At 71.2% G+C, this 17,598-nt stretch carries 17 protein-coding genes; 3 read left to right on the top strand and 14 right to left on the bottom strand.

The features are described 5' to 3' along the window. Positions 1 to 7 precede the first annotated feature (7 nt). From ACIBX3_RS06700 to ACIBX3_RS06720, 5 genes are read right to left on the bottom strand one after another with little or no spacing between them, the layout of a single operon-like run. Complete coding sequence (locus ACIBX3_RS06700; RefSeq protein ID WP_397113878.1) at positions 8 to 1,177, bottom strand: branched-chain amino acid ABC transporter permease; 1,170 nt, start codon at positions 1,175 to 1,177, stop codon at positions 8 to 10. Continuing rightward, positions 1,174 to 2,061 (bottom strand): branched-chain amino acid ABC transporter permease, encoded by an 888-nt coding sequence (locus tag ACIBX3_RS06705; RefSeq protein WP_397113880.1) that lies wholly within the window; start codon positions 2,059 to 2,061, stop codon positions 1,174 to 1,176. Before ACIBX3_RS06705 ends, ACIBX3_RS06700 begins: the two co-directional genes overlap by 4 nt. After that, the gene (locus ACIBX3_RS06710; RefSeq protein WP_397113882.1) at positions 2,058 to 3,875 is read right to left on the bottom strand and encodes an AMP-dependent synthetase/ligase; all 1,818 of its coding nucleotides are present in this window, start codon (positions 3,873 to 3,875) and stop codon (positions 2,058 to 2,060) included. The genes ACIBX3_RS06705 and ACIBX3_RS06710 overlap by 4 nt, the downstream gene beginning before the upstream one ends. Positions 3,876 to 3,911: 36 nt before the next feature. After that, entirely contained in the window at positions 3,912 to 4,688 is a 777-nt protein-coding gene (locus ACIBX3_RS06715; protein ID WP_397113884.1) for an ABC transporter ATP-binding protein, read from the bottom strand. Then, entirely contained in the window at positions 4,676 to 5,437 is a 762-nt protein-coding gene (locus ACIBX3_RS06720) for an ABC transporter ATP-binding protein (protein WP_397113886.1), read from the bottom strand. The genes ACIBX3_RS06715 and ACIBX3_RS06720 overlap by 13 nt, the downstream gene beginning before the upstream one ends. 132 nt (positions 5,438 to 5,569) lie before the next feature. Between ACIBX3_RS06720 and ACIBX3_RS06725 the strand changes: the two genes are divergently transcribed. Then, entirely contained in the window at positions 5,570 to 5,821 is a 252-nt protein-coding gene (locus ACIBX3_RS06725; RefSeq protein WP_397113888.1) for a UBP-type zinc finger domain-containing protein, read from the top strand. 4 nt (positions 5,822 to 5,825) lie between these two features. Here the strand turns inward: ACIBX3_RS06725 and ACIBX3_RS06730 are convergent, their stop codons facing one another. Together ACIBX3_RS06730 and ACIBX3_RS06735 are read right to left on the bottom strand one after the other, a co-directional pair. Beyond that, on the bottom strand, positions 5,826 to 7,412 hold the full coding sequence (locus ACIBX3_RS06730) for a Na+/H+ antiporter (protein WP_397113890.1): 1,587 nt from the start codon (positions 7,410 to 7,412) through the stop codon (positions 5,826 to 5,828). A 69-nt stretch (positions 7,413 to 7,481) separates the two neighbouring features. Then, a complete protein-coding gene (locus ACIBX3_RS06735; protein ID WP_397113892.1) occupies positions 7,482 to 8,810 on the bottom strand; it encodes a hypothetical protein in 1,329 nt (442 codons plus the stop codon). A gap of 230 nt (positions 8,811 to 9,040) precedes the next feature. Here ACIBX3_RS06735 and ACIBX3_RS06740 point away from each other — a divergent pair, with 230 nt between their 5' ends. Next, complete coding sequence (locus tag ACIBX3_RS06740) at positions 9,041 to 11,041, top strand: ATP-dependent DNA helicase (RefSeq protein WP_397114982.1); 2,001 nt, start codon at positions 9,041 to 9,043, stop codon at positions 11,039 to 11,041. 86 nt (positions 11,042 to 11,127) lie between these two features. On the opposite strand, the gene ACIBX3_RS06745 is transcribed toward ACIBX3_RS06740, so the two are convergent. From ACIBX3_RS06745 to ACIBX3_RS06770, 6 genes are read right to left on the bottom strand one after another with little or no spacing between them, the layout of a single operon-like run. Beyond that, entirely contained in the window at positions 11,128 to 11,883 is a 756-nt protein-coding gene (locus ACIBX3_RS06745; RefSeq protein ID WP_397113894.1) for an SGNH/GDSL hydrolase family protein, read from the bottom strand. Continuing rightward, positions 11,880 to 12,314 carry a type II 3-dehydroquinate dehydratase gene (aroQ, locus tag ACIBX3_RS06750; RefSeq protein WP_397113896.1) on the bottom strand — a complete coding sequence of 145 codons (435 nt, stop codon included), beginning with the start codon at positions 12,312 to 12,314 and terminating at the stop codon, positions 11,880 to 11,882. The genes ACIBX3_RS06745 and aroQ overlap by 4 nt, the downstream gene beginning before the upstream one ends. Next, a complete protein-coding gene (gene aroB / locus ACIBX3_RS06755; protein WP_397113898.1) occupies positions 12,311 to 13,384 on the bottom strand; it encodes a 3-dehydroquinate synthase in 1,074 nt (357 codons plus the stop codon). Before aroB ends, aroQ begins: the two co-directional genes overlap by 4 nt. Further along, on the bottom strand, positions 13,381 to 13,881 hold the full coding sequence (locus tag ACIBX3_RS06760) for a shikimate kinase (RefSeq protein ID WP_397113900.1): 501 nt from the start codon (positions 13,879 to 13,881) through the stop codon (positions 13,381 to 13,383). The genes aroB and ACIBX3_RS06760 overlap by 4 nt, the downstream gene beginning before the upstream one ends. Beyond that, positions 13,878 to 15,059 (bottom strand): chorismate synthase, encoded by a 1,182-nt coding sequence (gene aroC / locus ACIBX3_RS06765; protein ID WP_397113902.1) that lies wholly within the window; start codon positions 15,057 to 15,059, stop codon positions 13,878 to 13,880. Before aroC ends, ACIBX3_RS06760 begins: the two co-directional genes overlap by 4 nt. A gap of 42 nt (positions 15,060 to 15,101) precedes the next feature. Further along, positions 15,102 to 15,680 carry a prepilin peptidase gene (locus ACIBX3_RS06770; RefSeq protein WP_397113904.1) on the bottom strand — a complete coding sequence of 193 codons (579 nt, stop codon included), beginning with the start codon at positions 15,678 to 15,680 and terminating at the stop codon, positions 15,102 to 15,104. 234 nt (positions 15,681 to 15,914) lie between these two features. On the opposite strand from ACIBX3_RS06770, the gene ACIBX3_RS06775 reads away from it, so the two are divergent. Then, complete coding sequence (locus tag ACIBX3_RS06775) at positions 15,915 to 16,910, top strand: hypothetical protein (protein ID WP_397113906.1); 996 nt, start codon at positions 15,915 to 15,917, stop codon at positions 16,908 to 16,910. A 221-nt stretch (positions 16,911 to 17,131) separates the two neighbouring features. Here the strand turns inward: ACIBX3_RS06775 and ACIBX3_RS06780 are convergent, their stop codons facing one another. Beyond that, complete coding sequence (locus ACIBX3_RS06780; protein WP_397113908.1) at positions 17,132 to 17,503, bottom strand: hypothetical protein; 372 nt, start codon at positions 17,501 to 17,503, stop codon at positions 17,132 to 17,134. Between the last annotated feature and the right edge of the window lie 95 nt (positions 17,504 to 17,598).

Below are 17,598 nucleotides of genomic sequence, written 5' to 3' on the forward strand. Positions count from 1 at the left end.
TCCTCTCTCAGTAAGAAAAAGGCCAGGACTTCCAGTAGTTGCGGATCCGAATCCACAGACCGAACAGGCCGCGCGGCTCGAAGATGAGGAACAGCACGATCAGCAGCCCGTACATCACGGTCTCGACCTGGAACACGTTGGGAGTCTGCGTGGTGTCGCCGCTGACGAACGGCACCAGCGAGGGCAGCGACCTGGTGAGGGGCTGCAACAGCGAGATGAACAGCGCGCCCGCGATCGATCCCGACACGGTGGCGACGCCGCCGATCAGGACCATGGCGATGAACTGGACGGACATGAGCAGGCTGAACGAGCCCGGCTCGACGTACCCGGAGATCGTGTAGAGCAGGGCACCGGCGCAGCCCGCGTAGAAGGAGCTGATGCCGAAGGCCAGGACCTTGTAGCGGGTCAGCGGCACTCCGATGACCTCGGCGGCGATGTCGCGGTCGCGGACGGCGGCGAAGGCGCGGCCGATGCGCGAGCGGGCCAGGTTACGGGCCGCGACGGCGAAGACGATCAGCAAGGCCAGCATGAGCGTGTACAGCATCTGTTCCTTGGTGCCGAGCGGGCCGTCCGCGTCCAGGCGTACGTCGAACAGTTGCGGGACCGCCGCGTCCCGGCCCACGCCGGGGCCGCCGGTCAGCTCCTTCCACTCCTTGAAGATGTGCTCGCCGAGGAAGACCAGGCCGAGCGTGACGACGGCCAGGTAGAGGCCGCGCAGGCGGGTGGCCAGCGGCGCGACCAGCACCCCGGCCGCGGCGGCCACGAGCCCGGCGGCGGGCAGCCAGATCCAGATCTGGGTGATCCCGTAGCCGAGCCACCGGCCGTCGACGGGGCCGGACAGGGCGGCGGCCGTGTAGGCGCCGATGGCGACGAAGAAGGCGTGGCCGAGGGAGACCTGGCCGGCGTACCCGGTGACGATGTTGAGCCCGATCGCCCCGATGGCCATGACGTACGCAGCCGCCAGCACCTCGAGCGACCGGTCCTGCAGCAGCACCGCCAGCGCGAACGCGAGCACGACCAGCATCCCGGTCACCACCCGCTTGGTCCGCGTGTCGAGCAGCGCCATGTCCTGGGCGTAGGAGGTGTAGAGCAGCGGCCGGCCGCGGACCTTACGAGACCGGCCGGTCGGTATGTCGGGGGCGGCCGGGGCCGCGGCGGAACGCGTCGTCTCGGTCATACCCGTTCGACCTCCCGGGTCCCGAACAGGCCGTACGGCCTGACCAGCAGCACGATCAGCATCACCACGTACGGCGAGACGACCGCGAAGTTCTGTCCCAGCCAAGGCGCGAACTCCCCCTGGTACGACTGGAACAGCGACTCCACCACGCCCACGACCAGCCCGCCCACGACGGCGCCGCCGAGCGAGTCGAGCCCGCCCACGATGATCGCCGGCAGCGCCTTCAACGCGACCACCCAGGTCAGCTGCTCGATCCCCTGCCCGGTGCCGACGAACATCCCGGCGATCGCCGCCAGGAATCCGGCCAGCCCCCACGACAGCGCGAACACCATGCCGACGGAGATCCCCTGGGCCAGCGCGGTCTCCTGGTCGAAGGCGGCCGCCCGCATGGCGAGCCCGTACTTCGTGTAGCGGAAGAAGGCGAACAGCAGCGTCACCAGCACGGCCGTCACCAGCAGCATGGCCAGCCAGCGCGACTGCACGACCAGCGGCCCGAGGGAGACCTGCGTGAACCCCCACGGATCGCCCATCTGCCGCACATCGCGCCCGATGAAGGCGTTGACCACCACCCGCACCACCACGTCGATGCCCAGCGTGATGATCGCCACGACGAAGACCGGCCGCCCCACCATGGGCCGGATCGCCACCCGCTCGATCCCCAGCGCGACGAGGGCGATGAGCAGCGCGGACAGCAGCACGGCGGCGTAGAACCCGGTCACCTCGGCCAGGTAGCTCACCGCGACGGCCCCGGCCAGCATGAGCGCGGGCTGGGCGAAGCTGATCACCCGCGTGGCCTTGTAGATGATCACGAATCCGAGCGCGAGCAGCGCGTACACCGAGCCGTTGCCCAGGCCCCTGATGACCGTCTCCAGCAGCCCCTTCACCGGGCGTACATCCCTTCCACCAGGTCCTCGAACAGCTTGGCGATGGCGCTGCGCTTGACCTTCTGGGTGGCGGTCAGCTCGCCGTCCTCGTGGTCGAGCTCCTTGGGCAGGAACGCGAACCGCTTGACCTGCTCGACCGACGCGAACCGGGTGTTGACCTCGTCGACGATCTCCCGGACGAGCTCCCGCGTCTCCGGCTTGTCCGACAGGTCGCGGTAGGTCGTGTACGGCAGCCCGCGCCGCCGCGCCCACTCCCCCACCGTGTCCGGCTCGATCCCGATCAGCGCCACCAGGTACGGCCGCTGGTCCCCGATGACCACGGCCTCCTTGAGGTACGGCGACGCCTTCAGCGCGTTCTCGATCTCGCTGGGCGCGATGTTCTTGCCGCCCGCCGTGATGATGATGTCCTTCATCCGGTCGGTGATCCGCACGTGCGTGCCGTCCACCCACTCCCCCACGTCGCCGGTGTGCAGCCAGCCGTCGGGATCGAGCACGTCGGCGGTGGCGCGCGGGTTGCGCCAATAGCCGGCGAAGGTGCCCGGGTGCCTGGTCATGATCTCGCCGGTGGCCGCGTCTATCTTCAGCTCGATGCCGGGGTGCGGCTCGCCGACCGTGCCGAGGCGCACCCGTCCTGGGCGGTTGGCGGTGGCGATCGCGGTGTTCTCGCTCATGCCGTACACCTCGTGCATGGGGATGCCGATCCCCATGTAGAACTTGAGCACGTCGGGCGCGATGGGCGCCGCGCCGGAGGCGGCGTAGCGGACCCGCCGCATGCCGAGCCGCTCGCGCAGCGCGCGATAGCAGAAGACCCACCCGATCGTGTACGCCAGCCGCGTCCCGAACGTGTGCGTGCCGCCGGTGCGCACCAGCGCGTCGCCGATCCGGTCGGCGGCCCGCAGCCAGTACCGGGTGATCGCGCGTTTGAGCGGCGAGGCGGACTCCAGCTTGATGGTGACCTGGGCGAGGACCTTCTCCCAGATGCGCGGCACCCCGAACAGGATCGTCGGCTGTACCTCGCGCAGGTTGGCCTGGACGGTGTCGATGGACTCGGCGAAGTTCACCTGCACGCCGGCCGCCGCGTTGAACCACACGGTGAACGCGCGCTCGGCGACGTGGCACAGCGGCAGGTACGACAGCGCGAGGTCGCGTTCGGAGGGCGGCGGCGAGGTGAAGCCGCCGCCGGTGACGAGCGTGTCGATCGCGAACTCGACGTTGCCGACGGTGAGCATGACCCCCTTGGGCGGCCCGGTGGTGCCGGAGGTGTAGATGAGCGTCATCACGTCCTCGGGCGCCGCCTCGGCCATGCGGCGCTCCACCGCGCCCGGGTGCTCGGCCCGGTGCTCGGCGCCCAGGGCGAGCAGTTCGGGCCAGGACATGAGGACGTCGTCGTCGTAGCGGCCGCGGATGCCGCGCGGCTCCATGTACACGATGCGCCGCAGGCCGGGGCACTCGTCGCGGACGGCCAGGGCTTTGTCGACCTGCTCCTGGTCCTCGGCGATGAGGATCGCGGCGCCGGAGTCGGCCAGCAGGTACGCGACCTCGGCGGGCGGGTTGGTCGGGTACAGGCCGACCGTGATGCCGCGCACGGCCACCGTGCCCAGGTCGCCGTACAGCCACTCGGGGCGGTTCTCGGAGTGGATCGCCACCCGGTCGCCCGGCTCGACGCCCAGCGCGAGCAGGGCGTGCGCGACCAGCTCGACCTGCGTCCAGTACGCCGCCCAGGTGACCTCCTGCCAGATCCCGAAGTCCTTGTGCCGCATCGCGACGGCGTGCGGTGTCGTCCTGGCCCGCTCACGCACCCTGTCCGCGATCATGAGGCCTCCTTCGCCGGCCTCGTGGAAATGATGGCCTCACTGCGTCCGGCCATGGGCCCCTCCCAGGTACGCCTCGATCACCTTGGGGTCCTGCTGCACCTCGGCCGGGCCGCCGAGCGCGACCGGGCGGCCGAAGTCCAGCACCAGCACCCGGTCGGCCAGGTCCATGACCAGGCCCATGTCGTGCTCCACCAGGACGACGGGGATGCCCAGCTCGTCCCGGATGTCCAGCACGAACCTGGCCATGTCCTCGGTCTCCTCCAGGTTCATGCCGGCCACCGGCTCGTCGAGCAGCAGCAGCCGCGGCTCCATGGCGAGGGCCCGGCCCAGCTCGACCCGCTTCTGGATCCCGTACGGGAGCAGCCGTACGGGGTGGCGGCGCCAGGCCTCCAGCTCCAGGAAGTCGATGATGTCCTCGACCTGGGCGCGGGCGGCCAGCTCCGCGCGCCGGGCGGGGCCGTACCACAGGAGGGCCGAGAACGCGCCGTAGCGGAAGTGGTGGTGGCGGCCGAGCATGAGGTTGTCCAGGACGGTGAGGTTGTGGAACAGCTCGACGTTCTGGAACGTCCTGGCCAGGCCCATGGCGGCGATCTCGTGCGGCCGCCTGCGCAGCAGGTCCTCGCCCAGGAACGTGACGCGGCCGCGCTGGGGCCGGTAGACGCCGGAGAGCACGTTGAAGATCGAGGTCTTCCCTGCGCCGTTCGGCCCGATGATCGCCAGCAGCTCGGCCTGGCCCACCTCGAAGGAGACCCCGTCCACGGCCTTGACGCCGGCGAAGCTCAGGTGCACGTCCTCGAACGTCAGGAGAGCCATCGTTTCCTCCGCTTGTAGTGCTTGATCTCGCGGAAGGACCGGACGGCCCCGAGGTAGAACTCCTTGATGTCCTCGTCGGCGAGCAGCTCCTTCGCCGGCTTGTCCATGACGATCTTCCCGGTCTCCATGACATAGCCGTGGGAGGCGATGGACAGGGCCATGGTGGCGTTCTGCTCGACGAGCAGGACCGTGGTGCCCTGCCGGTTGATCTCGACGATGAGGTCGCGCACCTGGCCGACCAGCGACGGGGCCAGGCCGAGGCTCGGCTCGTCGAGCAGCAGGTACTTGGGGCCGGCCATGAGTGCGCGGCCGACGGCCAGCATCTGCTGCTCGCCGCCGGACAGATAGCCGGCCACGCTCCTGCGCCGCTCGCGCAGCAGCGGGAACAGCGTGTAGACGCGGTCCAGGTGGGAGGCGGCCGCGGTGTGGCCGCCGACCTTGAGGTTCTCCTCGACGGTCAGTTCGCTGAGGATGCGGCGGCCCTCCATCACCTGGCTGACCCCGCGCCGGACGATCTGGGCGGGCTTGAGGTGGTGGATGGGCTCGCCCTCCAGCGTGACCACGCCCTTGGTGATCTCGCCGTCGTGCACGTCGAGCAGCCCGGACAGGGCACGCAGCAGCGTGGTCTTGCCCGCGCCGTTTGCGCCGAGCAGGGCCACGATCGAGCCCGGGGGAACACGGAGGCTCACCCCGCGCAGCACGAGCATCACGTCGTCGTAGACGACCTCGAGGTTGCGTACCTCCAGCACGTCGCGGCTCCCGAGCAGTGTGTCCTACATCACTCTTCCCCGATGACCACAATGTCCACGCTCGCCTGACAGCCGACAAGGGGCTGGCCGAAATTAGGTGGGTGCACTGGCCCTAGGATTTCCGTTATGGCAATGTGCGAACATCTTTCCAAGGCCGGCGACCCTGCGGCACGGACGCCGGAAGGCTGCGAGGAGTGCCTGGCCGTCGGCGGCCGGTGGGTCCACCTACGGCGCTGCCTGGAGTGCGGCCACGTCGGCTGTTGCGACTCCTCACCCGCCAAGCACGCCTCCGCCCACTACCGCGCCACCGAGCATCCGGTGATCCAGTCGTTCGAGCGCGGCGAGGACTGGCGGTGGTGCTTCGTGGACAGCCAGATGGGCTGAGGCCTCAGCGCTCCAGCATGGCCTCCTCGAAGTCGAGCTGGGCCATCACCTCGCGGAGCACCTCGTCGTCGAGGCGGCGCTCGTCGCGCAGGCGCACGAAGACCTCGCGCTCGGCCTGAAGCATGTCGCGGCGCAGGCGCCGGTAGAGTGCGCTCGGGGTCTCCGCGCCGCCCTGGCCGGCCCCGCCGCCCAGGCGCTCCCACGCGCTCAGCGACCGCCGCCAGGACTTCTCCCTGAGCTGGTCGATGACCTGCTTCTGGATCTCGTCCGGCTCGCCGTCCCGCTCGCCGACCAGCCGCTCCAGCTCGGCCAGGCCGGCCTCCAGCGCCGCCTGCTGGGCCGCCGCCTCGGCCAGGCGGTCCTGGTATTCCTCCTGCTCGCTCGACACGCGCAGCCGCCTGATCAGCGCGGGGAACGTGGTGCCCTGGATGAGCAGCGTGCCGATCACGGTCGTGAACGTCAGGAACAGCAGCAGGGCGCGGTCGCGCGGGGGGACCTCCGGCGGGATGGCGAACGCCGCCGCCAGCGACACCACGCCGCGCATGCCCGCCCAGCTCAGGATCACCGAGTCCTGCGTGGTGGGCGGCGCCTGCGAGGTGGGCCTGGACATCAGCCGGATCACCGAGCCGGCCGCGAACACCCAGGCGAACCTGCTGGCGATCGTCACGCCGAGCACCGCGGCGGCGTATCCGGCGACCGCCCACGCACTGTAACCGCCGATGCCATCGATCACGGTCACCAGTTGCAACCCGATCAGCGCGAACACGATCGTCTCGAGGAGGAAGTCCGTGACCTTCCACACCGCGCTCGACACCAGCCGCGTGCCGAACCCGCGCAGGTGCATGCGGTGTCCCAGGTAGAGCCCGACGATCACTACCGCGATCACGCCGGAGGCGTGCACGGACTCCGCCGCGGCGAAGGCGGCGAACGGGATCAGCAGCATCACCGTGTTCTCGACCAGCGAGTCACGCGTGTGCTGGAACAGCCAGGCGAGCGCGAACGCCAGCGCCAGCCCGATCGCCACGCCGCCCACCGCCGCGATCAGGAACGTGCCCACGCTGCCGAGCAGGTCCACGGTGCCGCCTACGAACACCCCGATCGCCACCCGGTACGCCGTCAGCGCCGTGGCGTCGTTGAACAGGCTCTCGCCGATCAGGATCGTCAACGCCCTGCGCGGCAACCCCAGCCGCCGCCCCACCGCGACGGCGGCCACGGCGTCAGGGGGCGCGATGATGGCGCCGAGCGCGAACGCCAGCGCCAGCGGCAGGGCCGGCACCAGCAGGTGCACGACCAGCCCGACCACCGCCGTGGTGAACAGCACCAGCCCGATCGACAGCAGCAGCACGGCCCGCTTGACGTCGCGCAGCCGCAGGTAGGAGCTGTCGAGGGCGGCCGAGTAGAGCAGCGGCGGCAGGAACACGTACAGTGCCAGCTCCGGGTTCAGCGGCACCGCCGGCACCAGTGGCGAGACCAGCAGGCCGGCGGCCACCAGCAGCAGCGGGGCCGGCCAGCCCTTGCGCCGCGCCACGGCGGCGACCGCGATGGCGCCGGCGGCCACCAGCAGCAGTTGCAGACCCAGGGTTGGACTCACCGGCGCTCCTTCTACCTCGGCCGATCACCTACCTCGCCGAGAGCGTACCCGGCGCGCCGAGGTGGAGCATCACCACTCCCTGCGGTCGCTCCTCTGGTGGTAGTCCGGCTGCTCGGGGCGCAGGCGCTCGCCCGTGGAGAACATGGGGTCCCCCTGGTACGTCCGGGGCAGGTTCGGGTCCGGCTGCTGCTGCTGCGGCTGGTACTGCTCTTGGTACTGCTCCTGGCGGCCGAGCGCCAGCAGCGGGTCCACCGGGTTGGGCTGCTGCTGCTGGGGCTGCTGGTAGGCGGCGTAGTCGTCCCTGGCGGGCGGCTGCTGTTGCTGGGGGGCCGCGCGGCGGCGGCCCGCGCCCGGGATGCCGTGCATGGGAGTGCCCAGGCCCGCGCCGCTCTGGTTGCCCTGCTGGGGCTGCGGCTGGGGCTGCTGGGGCTGCGCGTAGGCGGCGGCCTCCTGGCGGCGCGAGAAGGGATCCGACGCGTAGGGGTCGGAGGGGTGGGGATCGGGCCGGTGCTGGGGGGGCGTGTAGGAGTCGGAGACCGGGGAGGCCGCGTAGGGGTCAGAGACCGGGGAGGCCGCGTAGGAGTCGGAGACCGGGGAGGCCGCGTAGGGGTCAGAGACCGGGGAGGCCGCGTAGGAGTCGGCTGCCTGGGAGGCCCCGTAGGGGTCAGAGACCGGGGAGGCCCCGTAGGGGTCGGCGGCCTGGGAGGGGAAGCCGAGCGGGTCGGTGCTCAGCGGCGGCTGGTGGCGCTGGTCGGCGCCCGGGAACTGGTAGACGGGCGCTTTGTCGGCGTACTGGGGGCCGCTGAACAGGTCGGACTGCTGCGGCTGCTGCTGCTGGTACTGCGAGGGCTCCGCGGTGTACTGCGGGCCGCTGAAGGAGTCCCCGTTGTACTGGGGCTGCGGCGTGCTGGGATCGACGTACTGAGGGCCGGTGAAAGGCCCGCGATCGCCGTACGCGGGGGTCGCGTCCCTGGGGGCCGTGGTCTCGCCGTACGAGGCGACGAGCTTGTCCTGGGGCGCCGGGCCCCTGGCCACGAGGACGTCGTTCGGGGACAGCGCGGCCGTGGGCCGGTCGTCGACCGGCTGCTGCTGGTGGTTCTGCTGCGGCGCGGCCTGCGGGCGCTGGTATTGACCGGTGCCCGGGATGACCTCGGTGCCCGGATCGTGCGCGGGCACGGCGGGCTGCTCGCCCGTGGCCTCCGCGAAGCCCTCGTCGAGGGTGTCGAGCAGCCGGCCGACGTCCTCCATCGGCATGCGGAAGCTCGCTGTGCACATCTCCCCCCGCCACAGGCTGAGCACCAACGTGCCCTCGTGCCACGTGACCCGGAGACACCGCTCCTGACCTCGTGCATCGAAGAAGACTTCGCCGAACGACGGCAACGGGACAACTTCCGACATGGCAGACATACTGCGATAACCAGCCTTTATTCGTCCACTCAACCCCGGAAAACCCTGCAGAACCGGCCTTCCCATATACACCGTGAATCCCTCCGGTCACACACGGGAAGATCGTGTTTGACCAGTTGGAGTCCCGATCGTCCAGTGTGCCATGCGCGCCACCGAAAGGATTCGGGAACGCCGGGATGTACATGGCCGATCACACCGCGTTCGGCACGGCGACCCGGAAAATGCGGGTAGCGTTTACTGCCGTGCCGGACTCCCATCTCCCGCCAGTGGACTCACTTCTCGACGTCGCGGTCGGCGCTCTCGGAGGGAGCGAACGGCAGGGCCAGATCACGATGGTCCGCGCCGTGCAGAAGGCGATCGACGACGAGGAGCATCTGGCCGTCCAGGCGGGCACGGGCACCGGCAAGTCGCTGGCGTACCTCGTGCCGTCGATCCGTCACGCGATGGACAGCGACAAGCCGGTCGTGATCTCCACGGCCACCATCGCGCTCCAGCGCCAGCTGGTCGACCGCGACCTGCCCAGGCTCGCCGAGGCCCTGAGCAAGGAGCTGCCGCACGAGCCGACGTTCGCGATACTGAAGGGCCGCCGCAACTATCTGTGCCGCTACAAGGCCACGGCGGGCTGGCCCGAGGAGGACGAGCAGGACCAGCTGTTCGACCCGCGCGAGGTGAGCGCGACCGGCCGCATGGTGCAGCGCATCCAGGAGTGGGCCGAGGAGACCGAGACCGGCGACCGCGACGAGCTGGTGCCGGGCGTGAGCGAGCAGGCGTGGCGGCAGTTCTCGGTGAGCGCGCAGGAGTGCCTGGGCGCCAACCGCTGCCCCAGCGGGGCCGAGTGCTTCGCCGAGCTGGCCCGGGCCCGTGCGGCTGAGGTGGACGTGGTGGTGACCAACCACGCGCTGCTGGCCATCGACGCCATGGGCGACCTGCCGGTGCTGCCCGAGCACGAGGTCGTGGTCGTGGACGAGGCGCACGAACTGGTCGACCGGGTCACGTCGGTGGTGACCGGCGAGCTGTCGGAGCTGACGGTGTCGCTGGCGGTGCGCCGGGTGGGCAGGCTGATCGAGCAGACGGTCGCCGACCAGCTCCAGGAGGCCGGCGAGGACCTCAAGGCGCTGCTGGCCGCCGCCCCGCCGGGCCGCATCGACGAGCTGCCCCAGGTGCTCGGCCTGACGCTGCAGCTGATCCGCGACACGGCCTGGCGGTGCGTCACGGCGCTGGGGCCGCGCAACGCCGACAAGGACGACCCGGACAAGGCGGGGCAGCGCAAGGCCGCGTTCACGGCGCTGGACGAGGTGCACGACACGGCGGTGCGCATGCTGGAGGCGTACGGGCACGCCTCCGAGGCCGATCGGGCGGAGGTCGTGTGGCTCGACGCGGGCACCGACCGGCGCCCGCCCATGCTGCGGGTGGCGCCGCTGACCGTCAGCGGCATGCTGCGCGACAAGCTGTTCGGCGAGCGCACGGTGGTCCTCACCTCCGCCACGCTGGCCCTGGGCGGCACCTTCGACGCGCTGGCCGCGCAGTGGGGGCTCGGCGACAGCAAGGAGTGGCAGGGCATCGACGTCGGCTCGCCGTTCGACCACCCCAAAGCCGGGATCCTGTACGTCGCCAAGCACCTGCCACAGCCGGGACGCGACGGGCTGCCGCAGCAATATCTGGACGAGATCACCGAGTTGATCGAGGCGGCGGGCGGGCGCACGCTGGGGCTGTTCTCGTCGATGCGCGCGGCCAAGGCGGCCACGGAGGCGCTGCGGGACCGGCTGGACGTGCCGCTGCTGTGCCAGGGGGACGACTCGACGATGCTGCTGGTCAAGCAGTTCGCCGAGGACGAGCCGACCTGCCTGTTCGGCACGCTGTCGCTGTGGCAGGGCGTGGACGTGCCGGGGCCGTCGCTGCGGCTGGTCATCATCGACCGGGTGCCGTTCCCGCGCCCGGACGACCCGCTGACGTCGGCCCGGCAGCGGCACGTGGCGGCCAGGGGCGGCAACGGGTTCATGGCGGTGGCCGCCAACCACGCGGCCCTGCTGCTGGCCCAGGGGGCCGGCCGGCTGCTGCGCGCCCAGGACGACAAGGGCGTGATCGCGGTTCTGGATCCCCGCCTGGCCACGGCCCGCTACAGCGGCTTCCTCATGGGCTCCCTCCCGCCGTTCTGGCGCACCACGGACCCGGCCATCCCCCGGGCGGCGCTGAAGCGCCTGGCGGCCGAGTCGGCCGGCTGAACCACGCGCCGGCCGCGGGCGTACCGGGCCTGCGGGCGACCGGGACGCTGGTGGAGCTTCCGGTCAGGTGACGGAAGCTCAGACGTCTACGCCCACGGGGTGAGCTCAGGGCGTTTGGGGGACAGACCGTCACCGGAGGAAACGCCCTGGAGACGGCGCGCCACCCATGGGACCAGGTGCTCGCGGATCCACTGGGCGTCCTCGCGCCGGCGCGCCCGCGGATCGACCGTCCGCTCCGGCCAGTCCTTGCGCCAGTCCTCGAACGGCACCCCCAGCACGTCCAGCACCCGCGCCGCCACCAGCCGGTGCCCGTCCTCGTTCATGTGCAGCCGGTCGGCGCTCCACGCCCGCCAGTCCCGCAGCCCCTGCATGGACCACTGGTCGACGAGGCGGCACCCGTACAGGTCGGCGATGGACCGGACGTGCAGGTAGAAGATCGCGAAGCGGCCGCGCAGGCGCCGCATCAGGGGCGTGTCACGCGGGTCCACGCCGGTGAACAGCAGCACGTCCGCGCCTCCGGCACGCAGGTCGCGTACGGCCCGCGCGACCTTCTTGGCCATCACGTCGGGATCGCTGCCCGGTCTGAGCAGGTCGTTGCCCCCGGCGCAGAAGCTGACCAGGTCGGGCGCCATCTCGACGGCCAGCGGCACCTGCTCGGCGACGATCTGGTCGATGAGCTTGCCGCGGACGGCCAGATTGGCGTAGCGGAAGGACGGGTCGTCGGCGGCGAGCCGCTCGGCCACCCGGTCGGCCCAGCCACGGTAGTGCCCGTTGGCTCCGGGGTCGTTCAGTCCCTCGGTGAAACTGTCGCCGAGGGCGACGAAGGACTTGTAGTGCCTCATGAGGTGGTCTTCATCTCCGCGATCGCGTGCAGCGCAAGGACGTATGACTGTAGTCCGAAGCCCGCGATGGTGCCCGTCGCCACCCCGGCGACGACGGAGGTATGGCGAAACTCTTCCCTGGCGGCCGGGTTGGTGATGTGCACCTCGATCAGCGGCGCCCTGCGCTGGGCGATGGCGTCACGCAGGGCGTAGGAGTAGTGGGTGAACGCGGCCGGGTTGAGCACCACAGGGACGCGGCCGTCGGCGGCCTCGTGCAGCCAGCCGATCATCTCGGCCTCGTCGTCGGTCTGGCGCACCTCGACGTGCTCGCCGAGCCTGCGGCCGGTGTCGCGGCACAGCTCGGCCAGGTCCTCGAACGTCTCGGCGCCGTAGACGTCGGGCTCGCGGGTGCCGAGCCTGCGCAGGTTGGGGCCGTTGAGCACGAGGATCATGCCGAGATCTCCTTGTACGCGGCTTCGAGCAGCTCTTCGGAAGGGTCTTCGAGGCGGCCGGGCTTGGCCAGGTCGTCGAGCACGACGAACCGCTGCTTGGCGCCGCGGTTCTTCTTGTCCAGCCGCATGTGGTCGCGCAGCCGCGGCCAGGCGTCGGCGCGGTAGGAGATCGGCAGGCCGACGCCGGTGAGAATCGAGCGGGTGCGGCCGACGAGATCGGCCCGCCCCGAGAGCCGCGACAGCTCGGCGGCGTAGACCATGCCGATGGCGACGGCCTCGCCGTGGCGGATCTCGTAGTGTTCGTCGCGCTCGATGGCGTGGGCGAGTGTGTGGCCGTAGTTGAGGATCTCGCGCAGCCCCGCCTCGCGCAGGTCGGCGCCCACGACGTCGGCCTTGACCCGGATCTTGCGTTCGATCAGCTCGCGGGTGTGGGGGCCGTCGGGGCGGGTGGCCGCTTCGGGATCCTCCTCGATGAGCCGGAGGATCTCGGGGTCGGCGATGAAGCCGCCCTTGATGATCTCGGCCAGGCCCGCCACGTAGTCCTGTCTCGGCATGCCGCCGAGCGTGGACAGCTCGCACAGCACGCCCGCGGGCGGCAGGAACGTGCCGACGAGGTTTTTCCCCTCGGGCGTGTCGATGCCGTTCTTGCCGCCGACCGCCGCGTCGACCATGGCCAGGAGCGTCGTGGGCGCGAGCACGACCTGCACGCCGCGCAGCCACGTGCCGGCCACGAACCCGGCCAGGTCGGTCGTCGCTCCCCCGCCCACGCCGACGACCGCGTCGGAGCGGGTCACGCCGTGGCGGCCGAGCGCGGACCACAGCCCGGCGGCCACCTCGACGGTCTTGGCCTGCTCGCCGTCCGGCACGGGCAGCTCGACCACCTCGTAGCCGCTCCCCGACAGCGCCGCGCAGACCGGGCGGGAGAGCTCCGGCAGACTCTCCGGGTGGATCACCGCGACCGTGCGCACGCCGGGCTTGAACAGCGTGGTCAGCTCGGCCAGCACGCCGGTGCCCACCACCACGTCGTACGGGCTGTCGCCGCGTACAGTGATCCTGGTCGCGTCCGTCATGCGGGCAGCCCCTTCACGATCTCGTCGGCGAGCTCTTCGGGCTCCCGCTTGTCCGTCACGACGGTGGCCGCGGCCAGCTTTTCGTAGACCGGCCGCCGCTCCTCCATGAGCTTCTTCAGCCGGCTGCGCGGATTGAGCACGAGCAGCGGCCGGGCCGAGGCGAGCCCGACCCGCTGGACCGCGTCCGCCAGCCCCACCTGCAGGTAGACCACGTGGTGGCCGGCGAGCAGGGCCTGGGTCTCCTCGTTGAGTACGGCGCCGCCGCCCAGGGACAGGACGCCGTCGTGCTCGGCCAGCGCCCGGCGCACGGCCTCGTGCTCCAGCTCGCGGAAGCGGGCCTCGCCGTCCTCGACGAAGATGTCGGAGACGGGCTTGCCCGCCACGGCCTCCACGTCGGCGTCGGTGTCGCGGAACCCGACGCCGAGCCGCTCGGCGAGCAGCCGCCCGACGGTGGTCTTACCGGAACCCGGAGGGCCGATCAGCACGGCTGTGGTCATTTGATCACCATGGAAGAGAGGTAGCCGGACAGGTTACGGGCGACCTCCTCGACGGAGTCGCCGCCGAACTTCTCGAGCGCCACGTCGGCCAGCACCAGCGCGACCATGGCCTCGGCCACGATCCCGGCCGCCGGGACGGCGCACACGTCGGAGCGCTCGTGGTGGGCCTTGGCCGCCTCACCGGTCTTGACGTCGATCGTGGCCAGCGCCCTGGGGACCGTGGAGATCGGCTTCATGGCGGCGCTGACACGCAGGATCTCGCCGTTGGTCATGCCGCCCTCGACGCCGCCCGCGCGGTTGGTGATGCGCCTGACGCCGTCCTCGGCGGTGTATTCGATCTCGTCGTGGGCGCGGGAGCCGGGCCTGCGCGCGGTCTCGAAGCCGTCGCCGACCGCGACGCCCTTGATCGCCTGGATGCCCATGAGCGCGGCGGCGAGCCTGGAGTCGAGCCTGCGGTCCCAGTGCGTGTAGCTGCCCAAGCCGGGCGGCAGGCCGTAGGCGAGGACCTCGACGACCCCGCCCAGCGTGTCACCGTCCTTGTGGGCCTTGTCGATCACCTCGACCATGGCGGTGCTGCCCGCGGGGTCGTGGCACCGCACCGGGTCCTCGTCGATCCTCGCCAGGTCGCCGGGGCCGGGCAGGTCTTCGGCCGGGGTCCTGGCGCCGCCGATCTCGGTGACGTGGCTGACGATGTCGACGCCGAGCGCCTGCTTGAGGAAGCGCCTGGCGACCTCGCCGAGCGCGACGCGGGCCGCGGTCTCGCGGGCGCTGGCCCGGTCGAGCACCTGCCTGGCGTCGTCGAACCCGTATTTCTGCATGCCCGCCAGGTCGGCGTGGCCCGGGCGCGGGCGCGACCTGGGCGCGTTGCGCGCCAGGCCCTCCAGCTCGGCCGGGTCGACCGGGTCGGCCGCCATGACCTTCTCCCACTTGGGCCACTCGGTGTTGCCCACACGGATCGCGACCGGGCTTCCCGTGGTCCGCCCGTGGCGTACGCCGCCGACGATCGTGACCTTGTCCTCCTCGAACTTCATCCGGGCGCCGCGGCCATAGCCGAGACGACGGCGGCGCAGGGCCTCGTCGATCGCGGCCGTGGTCACCTCGACCCCGGCCGGCAGGCCTTCCAGGATGGCGACGAGTTCGGGTCCGTGGGATTCTCCGGCGGTCAACCAGCGCAACATGCGTCCAGTCTTCCATGTGCGGCCTAGTGAGATGTCCCGCGTTCACTGGTCGAGACACAGCACGGTGAACGCGCCCAGCAGCATGAACGGCCCGAACGGGAACTGCGTGCGCCGGGTGCCGCGGCCGGTCGCCAGCAGGGCCAGGCCGTAGAGCGCGCCGAGCAACTGCCCGCAGAAGGCCGCCACGACCCACGCCTGCCAGCCCAGCGCCGCCCCCGCCATGCCGATGAGCCCGGCCAGCTTGACGTCGCCGAGCCCCATCGCGTCCGGCCTGATGAACCAGAGCAGCCCGTAGATCGCGGCCAGCGCCGCCCCTCCGGCCACCGCCCTGGGCAGCTCTCCCGTGGGCAGGAGGGCCAGGGCCATGATCGGGTACGCGGGCAGCGTGATCGCGTCGGGCAGCGTGGTCGTACGCCAGTCGATGACGGCCAGGGCGGTGCCGATGACGGCGAACGGCACGTACGGCAGGCCGATCCGCCAGGCGACGAGCGCGGTCACGGCGGCGGTCACCAGCTCGGCCATCGGCGGCCAGGCGGGCTCCGGCGCCCCGTCGTAGGAGTCGGCCAGCGCCCTGATGCGGTGTCCGCAGACCAGTCCGGCCAGCGCCATGAGTGCGACCACGAGCCGACCCTAGTCCGGGCCCCGGCTCGCCCGCGGGCGAGCGACGGACCCGGCATGACCGCCCCCGACCGGCCCTCTCCGCTCGTAGGATGGGCGGTCTTTCACGCGTGCGGCCGACGGCCTTCACCGGAGTGGTCTGCGGAGCTTTGTTCCAGACGGTCCGGGTGCTCTCGCCCGTACCCGCCGAAAGCAGGCCTATTGCGGCGGGCGTGCCCCATCACGGACACTTCCCGCGTGGACAGGGATCGGTTCGCCAGGATCGCGGTCGTCATCGCGACTTTCGTGCTCGCCCCCGTGTTGCTGGAGATGCTGGCCTGGTACATCGAGGGCGAGGACTACAACCTGTCCCGCGCGATCACCGTCCTGGCCGTGGTCTGCGGGCTCGCGCTGGTCGCGCTCGTGGCCGGCCGGATCCGGGGCAGGCTGCCGGTGATGCTGGTCGGCGCGATGACGGTGACCGCGGGCGGCGGGCTGGTGCTGGGGTTCGTCGCCGGGTTCGGCCCCGTCCTGTGGAACCGGGCCCTGTCCGGCGAGCTGCTCGGCCTGTCGATGATCGGGATCGCCGCGTTCACCGCGCTCACCGGCGTCTATCTGCTGCTGCTGTTTCGCCGCGGCCTCTACGTGCCGCACCTCGAGGCCACCGCCGTGCCGTCGCCGACCACCACGAAACGTAAGGTCATCGGCGAGTCGGAGATCCTCATCCGCACCCAGCCGGACATCAGCCACGCCTTGGAGAAGGCGCTCGGCAGCTGCGTGTCCGTGATCGACCAGGAGGACCTGCACTTCGTGGCGTTCTTCGGGCCCGGGGGCTGCGCGTTCTACACCGACGTGCTCGACGACGCCGACCTGCGGCACTTCTTCCACGAAACCACGCCGGAGGAGCGGCGGACCACGTATCTGAGGCTCGGCCGCCAGCTCGACTGGCTCGGCAACCGGCTCGACACACACCTGCGGTCGATGGAAAGTGGCACGGTGATCCGGACGGTGCTGGACGTCGAACGCGGCGCCCTCTACCACTACTGGGTCGACCACGGCCGCTATGTCATCGGCGTCACCCTCGACCAGCGCAAGGTCGGGGTCGCCGACGACAAGATGGCCAAGTTAGTGGACCTGATCCGCGGGCATTTCACGCTCCCGCCGATCAACCAGCGGAGCCGGCCCGAGCCGGGCGCCGGCACCAACGTCCGCGCGATCAGGAAAGACCAGGCGTGGCCCGAATCGGGCTCCTGATCCTCGTCCTGCTCGCGGGCTGGGCACGGCACGGCTCACCGGGGTCAGCGGCCTGGAGACGTCGGAGACGTACCTGCTGGCCAGCCAGCTGCTGCTGGCCGTCGGCCTGTACGGGAGCACGTACGACATCGACCGGCCGAGGCGCGCGCCCACACCCGGCTGATCGTGGCCGCGGTCACGGTCGGGGTGGTGCTGAAGGCGGCGTTCATCGCGGGGATCCTCTAGCTGTTCACCGGCGATCCGCTCGCGCTGGTGCTCGCGGTCGCGGTGGCGCGGATCGACCCGCTGTCCGTCGCGTCCGTCATGGGCGACTCGTGGCTGTCACCCAAGGCCCGCACGATCCTGGCGGCGTGGGCGTCGTTCGACGATCCGGTGACGGTCGTCCTGTCGGTGTACGCGGCCGAGCCGGCCTTCTCCGGCGGCGGGATCACCGTGTCCCACCTGGCGAACCTGGGGTGGAACGCGTTGTTCGCCGCGGTCGCGTACCTGGTGTGGCGGCTGGTGCGGCACGGCCCGGCCTGGCTGATCAGCCTGACGGCCGCCGCCGTGCTTGTGGGCGCGTGGACGTTCCTGATGCTGGGGCCGGCGATCACCGGGCGGCCGACACCTGGGAACGCCGCCGCTCGGCCGTTCCCTGACCGCTTCGCCGCCGGGAAGGGGCGGTGTGGCCGCTTCGGCGCGCGGAGGG

Origin of the sequence: Nonomuraea sp. NPDC049480, assembly GCF_044465905.1 — a bacterium.
GTDB lineage: Bacteria > Actinomycetota > Actinomycetes > Streptosporangiales > Streptosporangiaceae > Nonomuraea.

What these genes read in the sequence shown, in the direction of transcription:
- ACIBX3_RS06700 (WP_397113878.1), bottom strand. Translation starts at nt 1,177, where the DNA reads ATGACCGAGACGACGCGTTCCGCCGCGGCCCCGGCCGCCCCCGACATA.
- ACIBX3_RS06710 (WP_397113882.1), bottom strand. Translation starts at nt 3,875, where the DNA reads ATGATCGCGGACAGGGTGCGTGAGCGGGCCAGGACGACACCGCACGCC.
- ACIBX3_RS06715 (WP_397113884.1), bottom strand. Translation starts at nt 4,688, where the DNA reads ATGGCTCTCCTGACGTTCGAGGACGTGCACCTGAGCTTCGCCGGCGTC.
- ACIBX3_RS06725 (WP_397113888.1), top strand. Translation starts at nt 5,570, where the DNA reads ATGTGCGAACATCTTTCCAAGGCCGGCGACCCTGCGGCACGGACGCCG.
- ACIBX3_RS06735 (WP_397113892.1), bottom strand. Translation starts at nt 8,810, where the DNA reads ATGTCGGAAGTTGTCCCGTTGCCGTCGTTCGGCGAAGTCTTCTTCGAT.
- ACIBX3_RS06740 (WP_397114982.1), top strand. Translation starts at nt 9,041, where the DNA reads ATGCGGGTAGCGTTTACTGCCGTGCCGGACTCCCATCTCCCGCCAGTG.
- ACIBX3_RS06745 (WP_397113894.1), bottom strand. Translation starts at nt 11,883, where the DNA reads ATGAGGCACTACAAGTCCTTCGTCGCCCTCGGCGACAGTTTCACCGAG.
- aroQ (WP_397113896.1), bottom strand. Translation starts at nt 12,314, where the DNA reads ATGATCCTCGTGCTCAACGGCCCCAACCTGCGCAGGCTCGGCACCCGC.
- aroB (WP_397113898.1), bottom strand. Translation starts at nt 13,384, where the DNA reads ATGACGGACGCGACCAGGATCACTGTACGCGGCGACAGCCCGTACGAC.
- ACIBX3_RS06760 (WP_397113900.1), bottom strand. Translation starts at nt 13,881, where the DNA reads ATGACCACAGCCGTGCTGATCGGCCCTCCGGGTTCCGGTAAGACCACC.
- aroC (WP_397113902.1), bottom strand. Translation starts at nt 15,059, where the DNA reads ATGTTGCGCTGGTTGACCGCCGGAGAATCCCACGGACCCGAACTCGTC.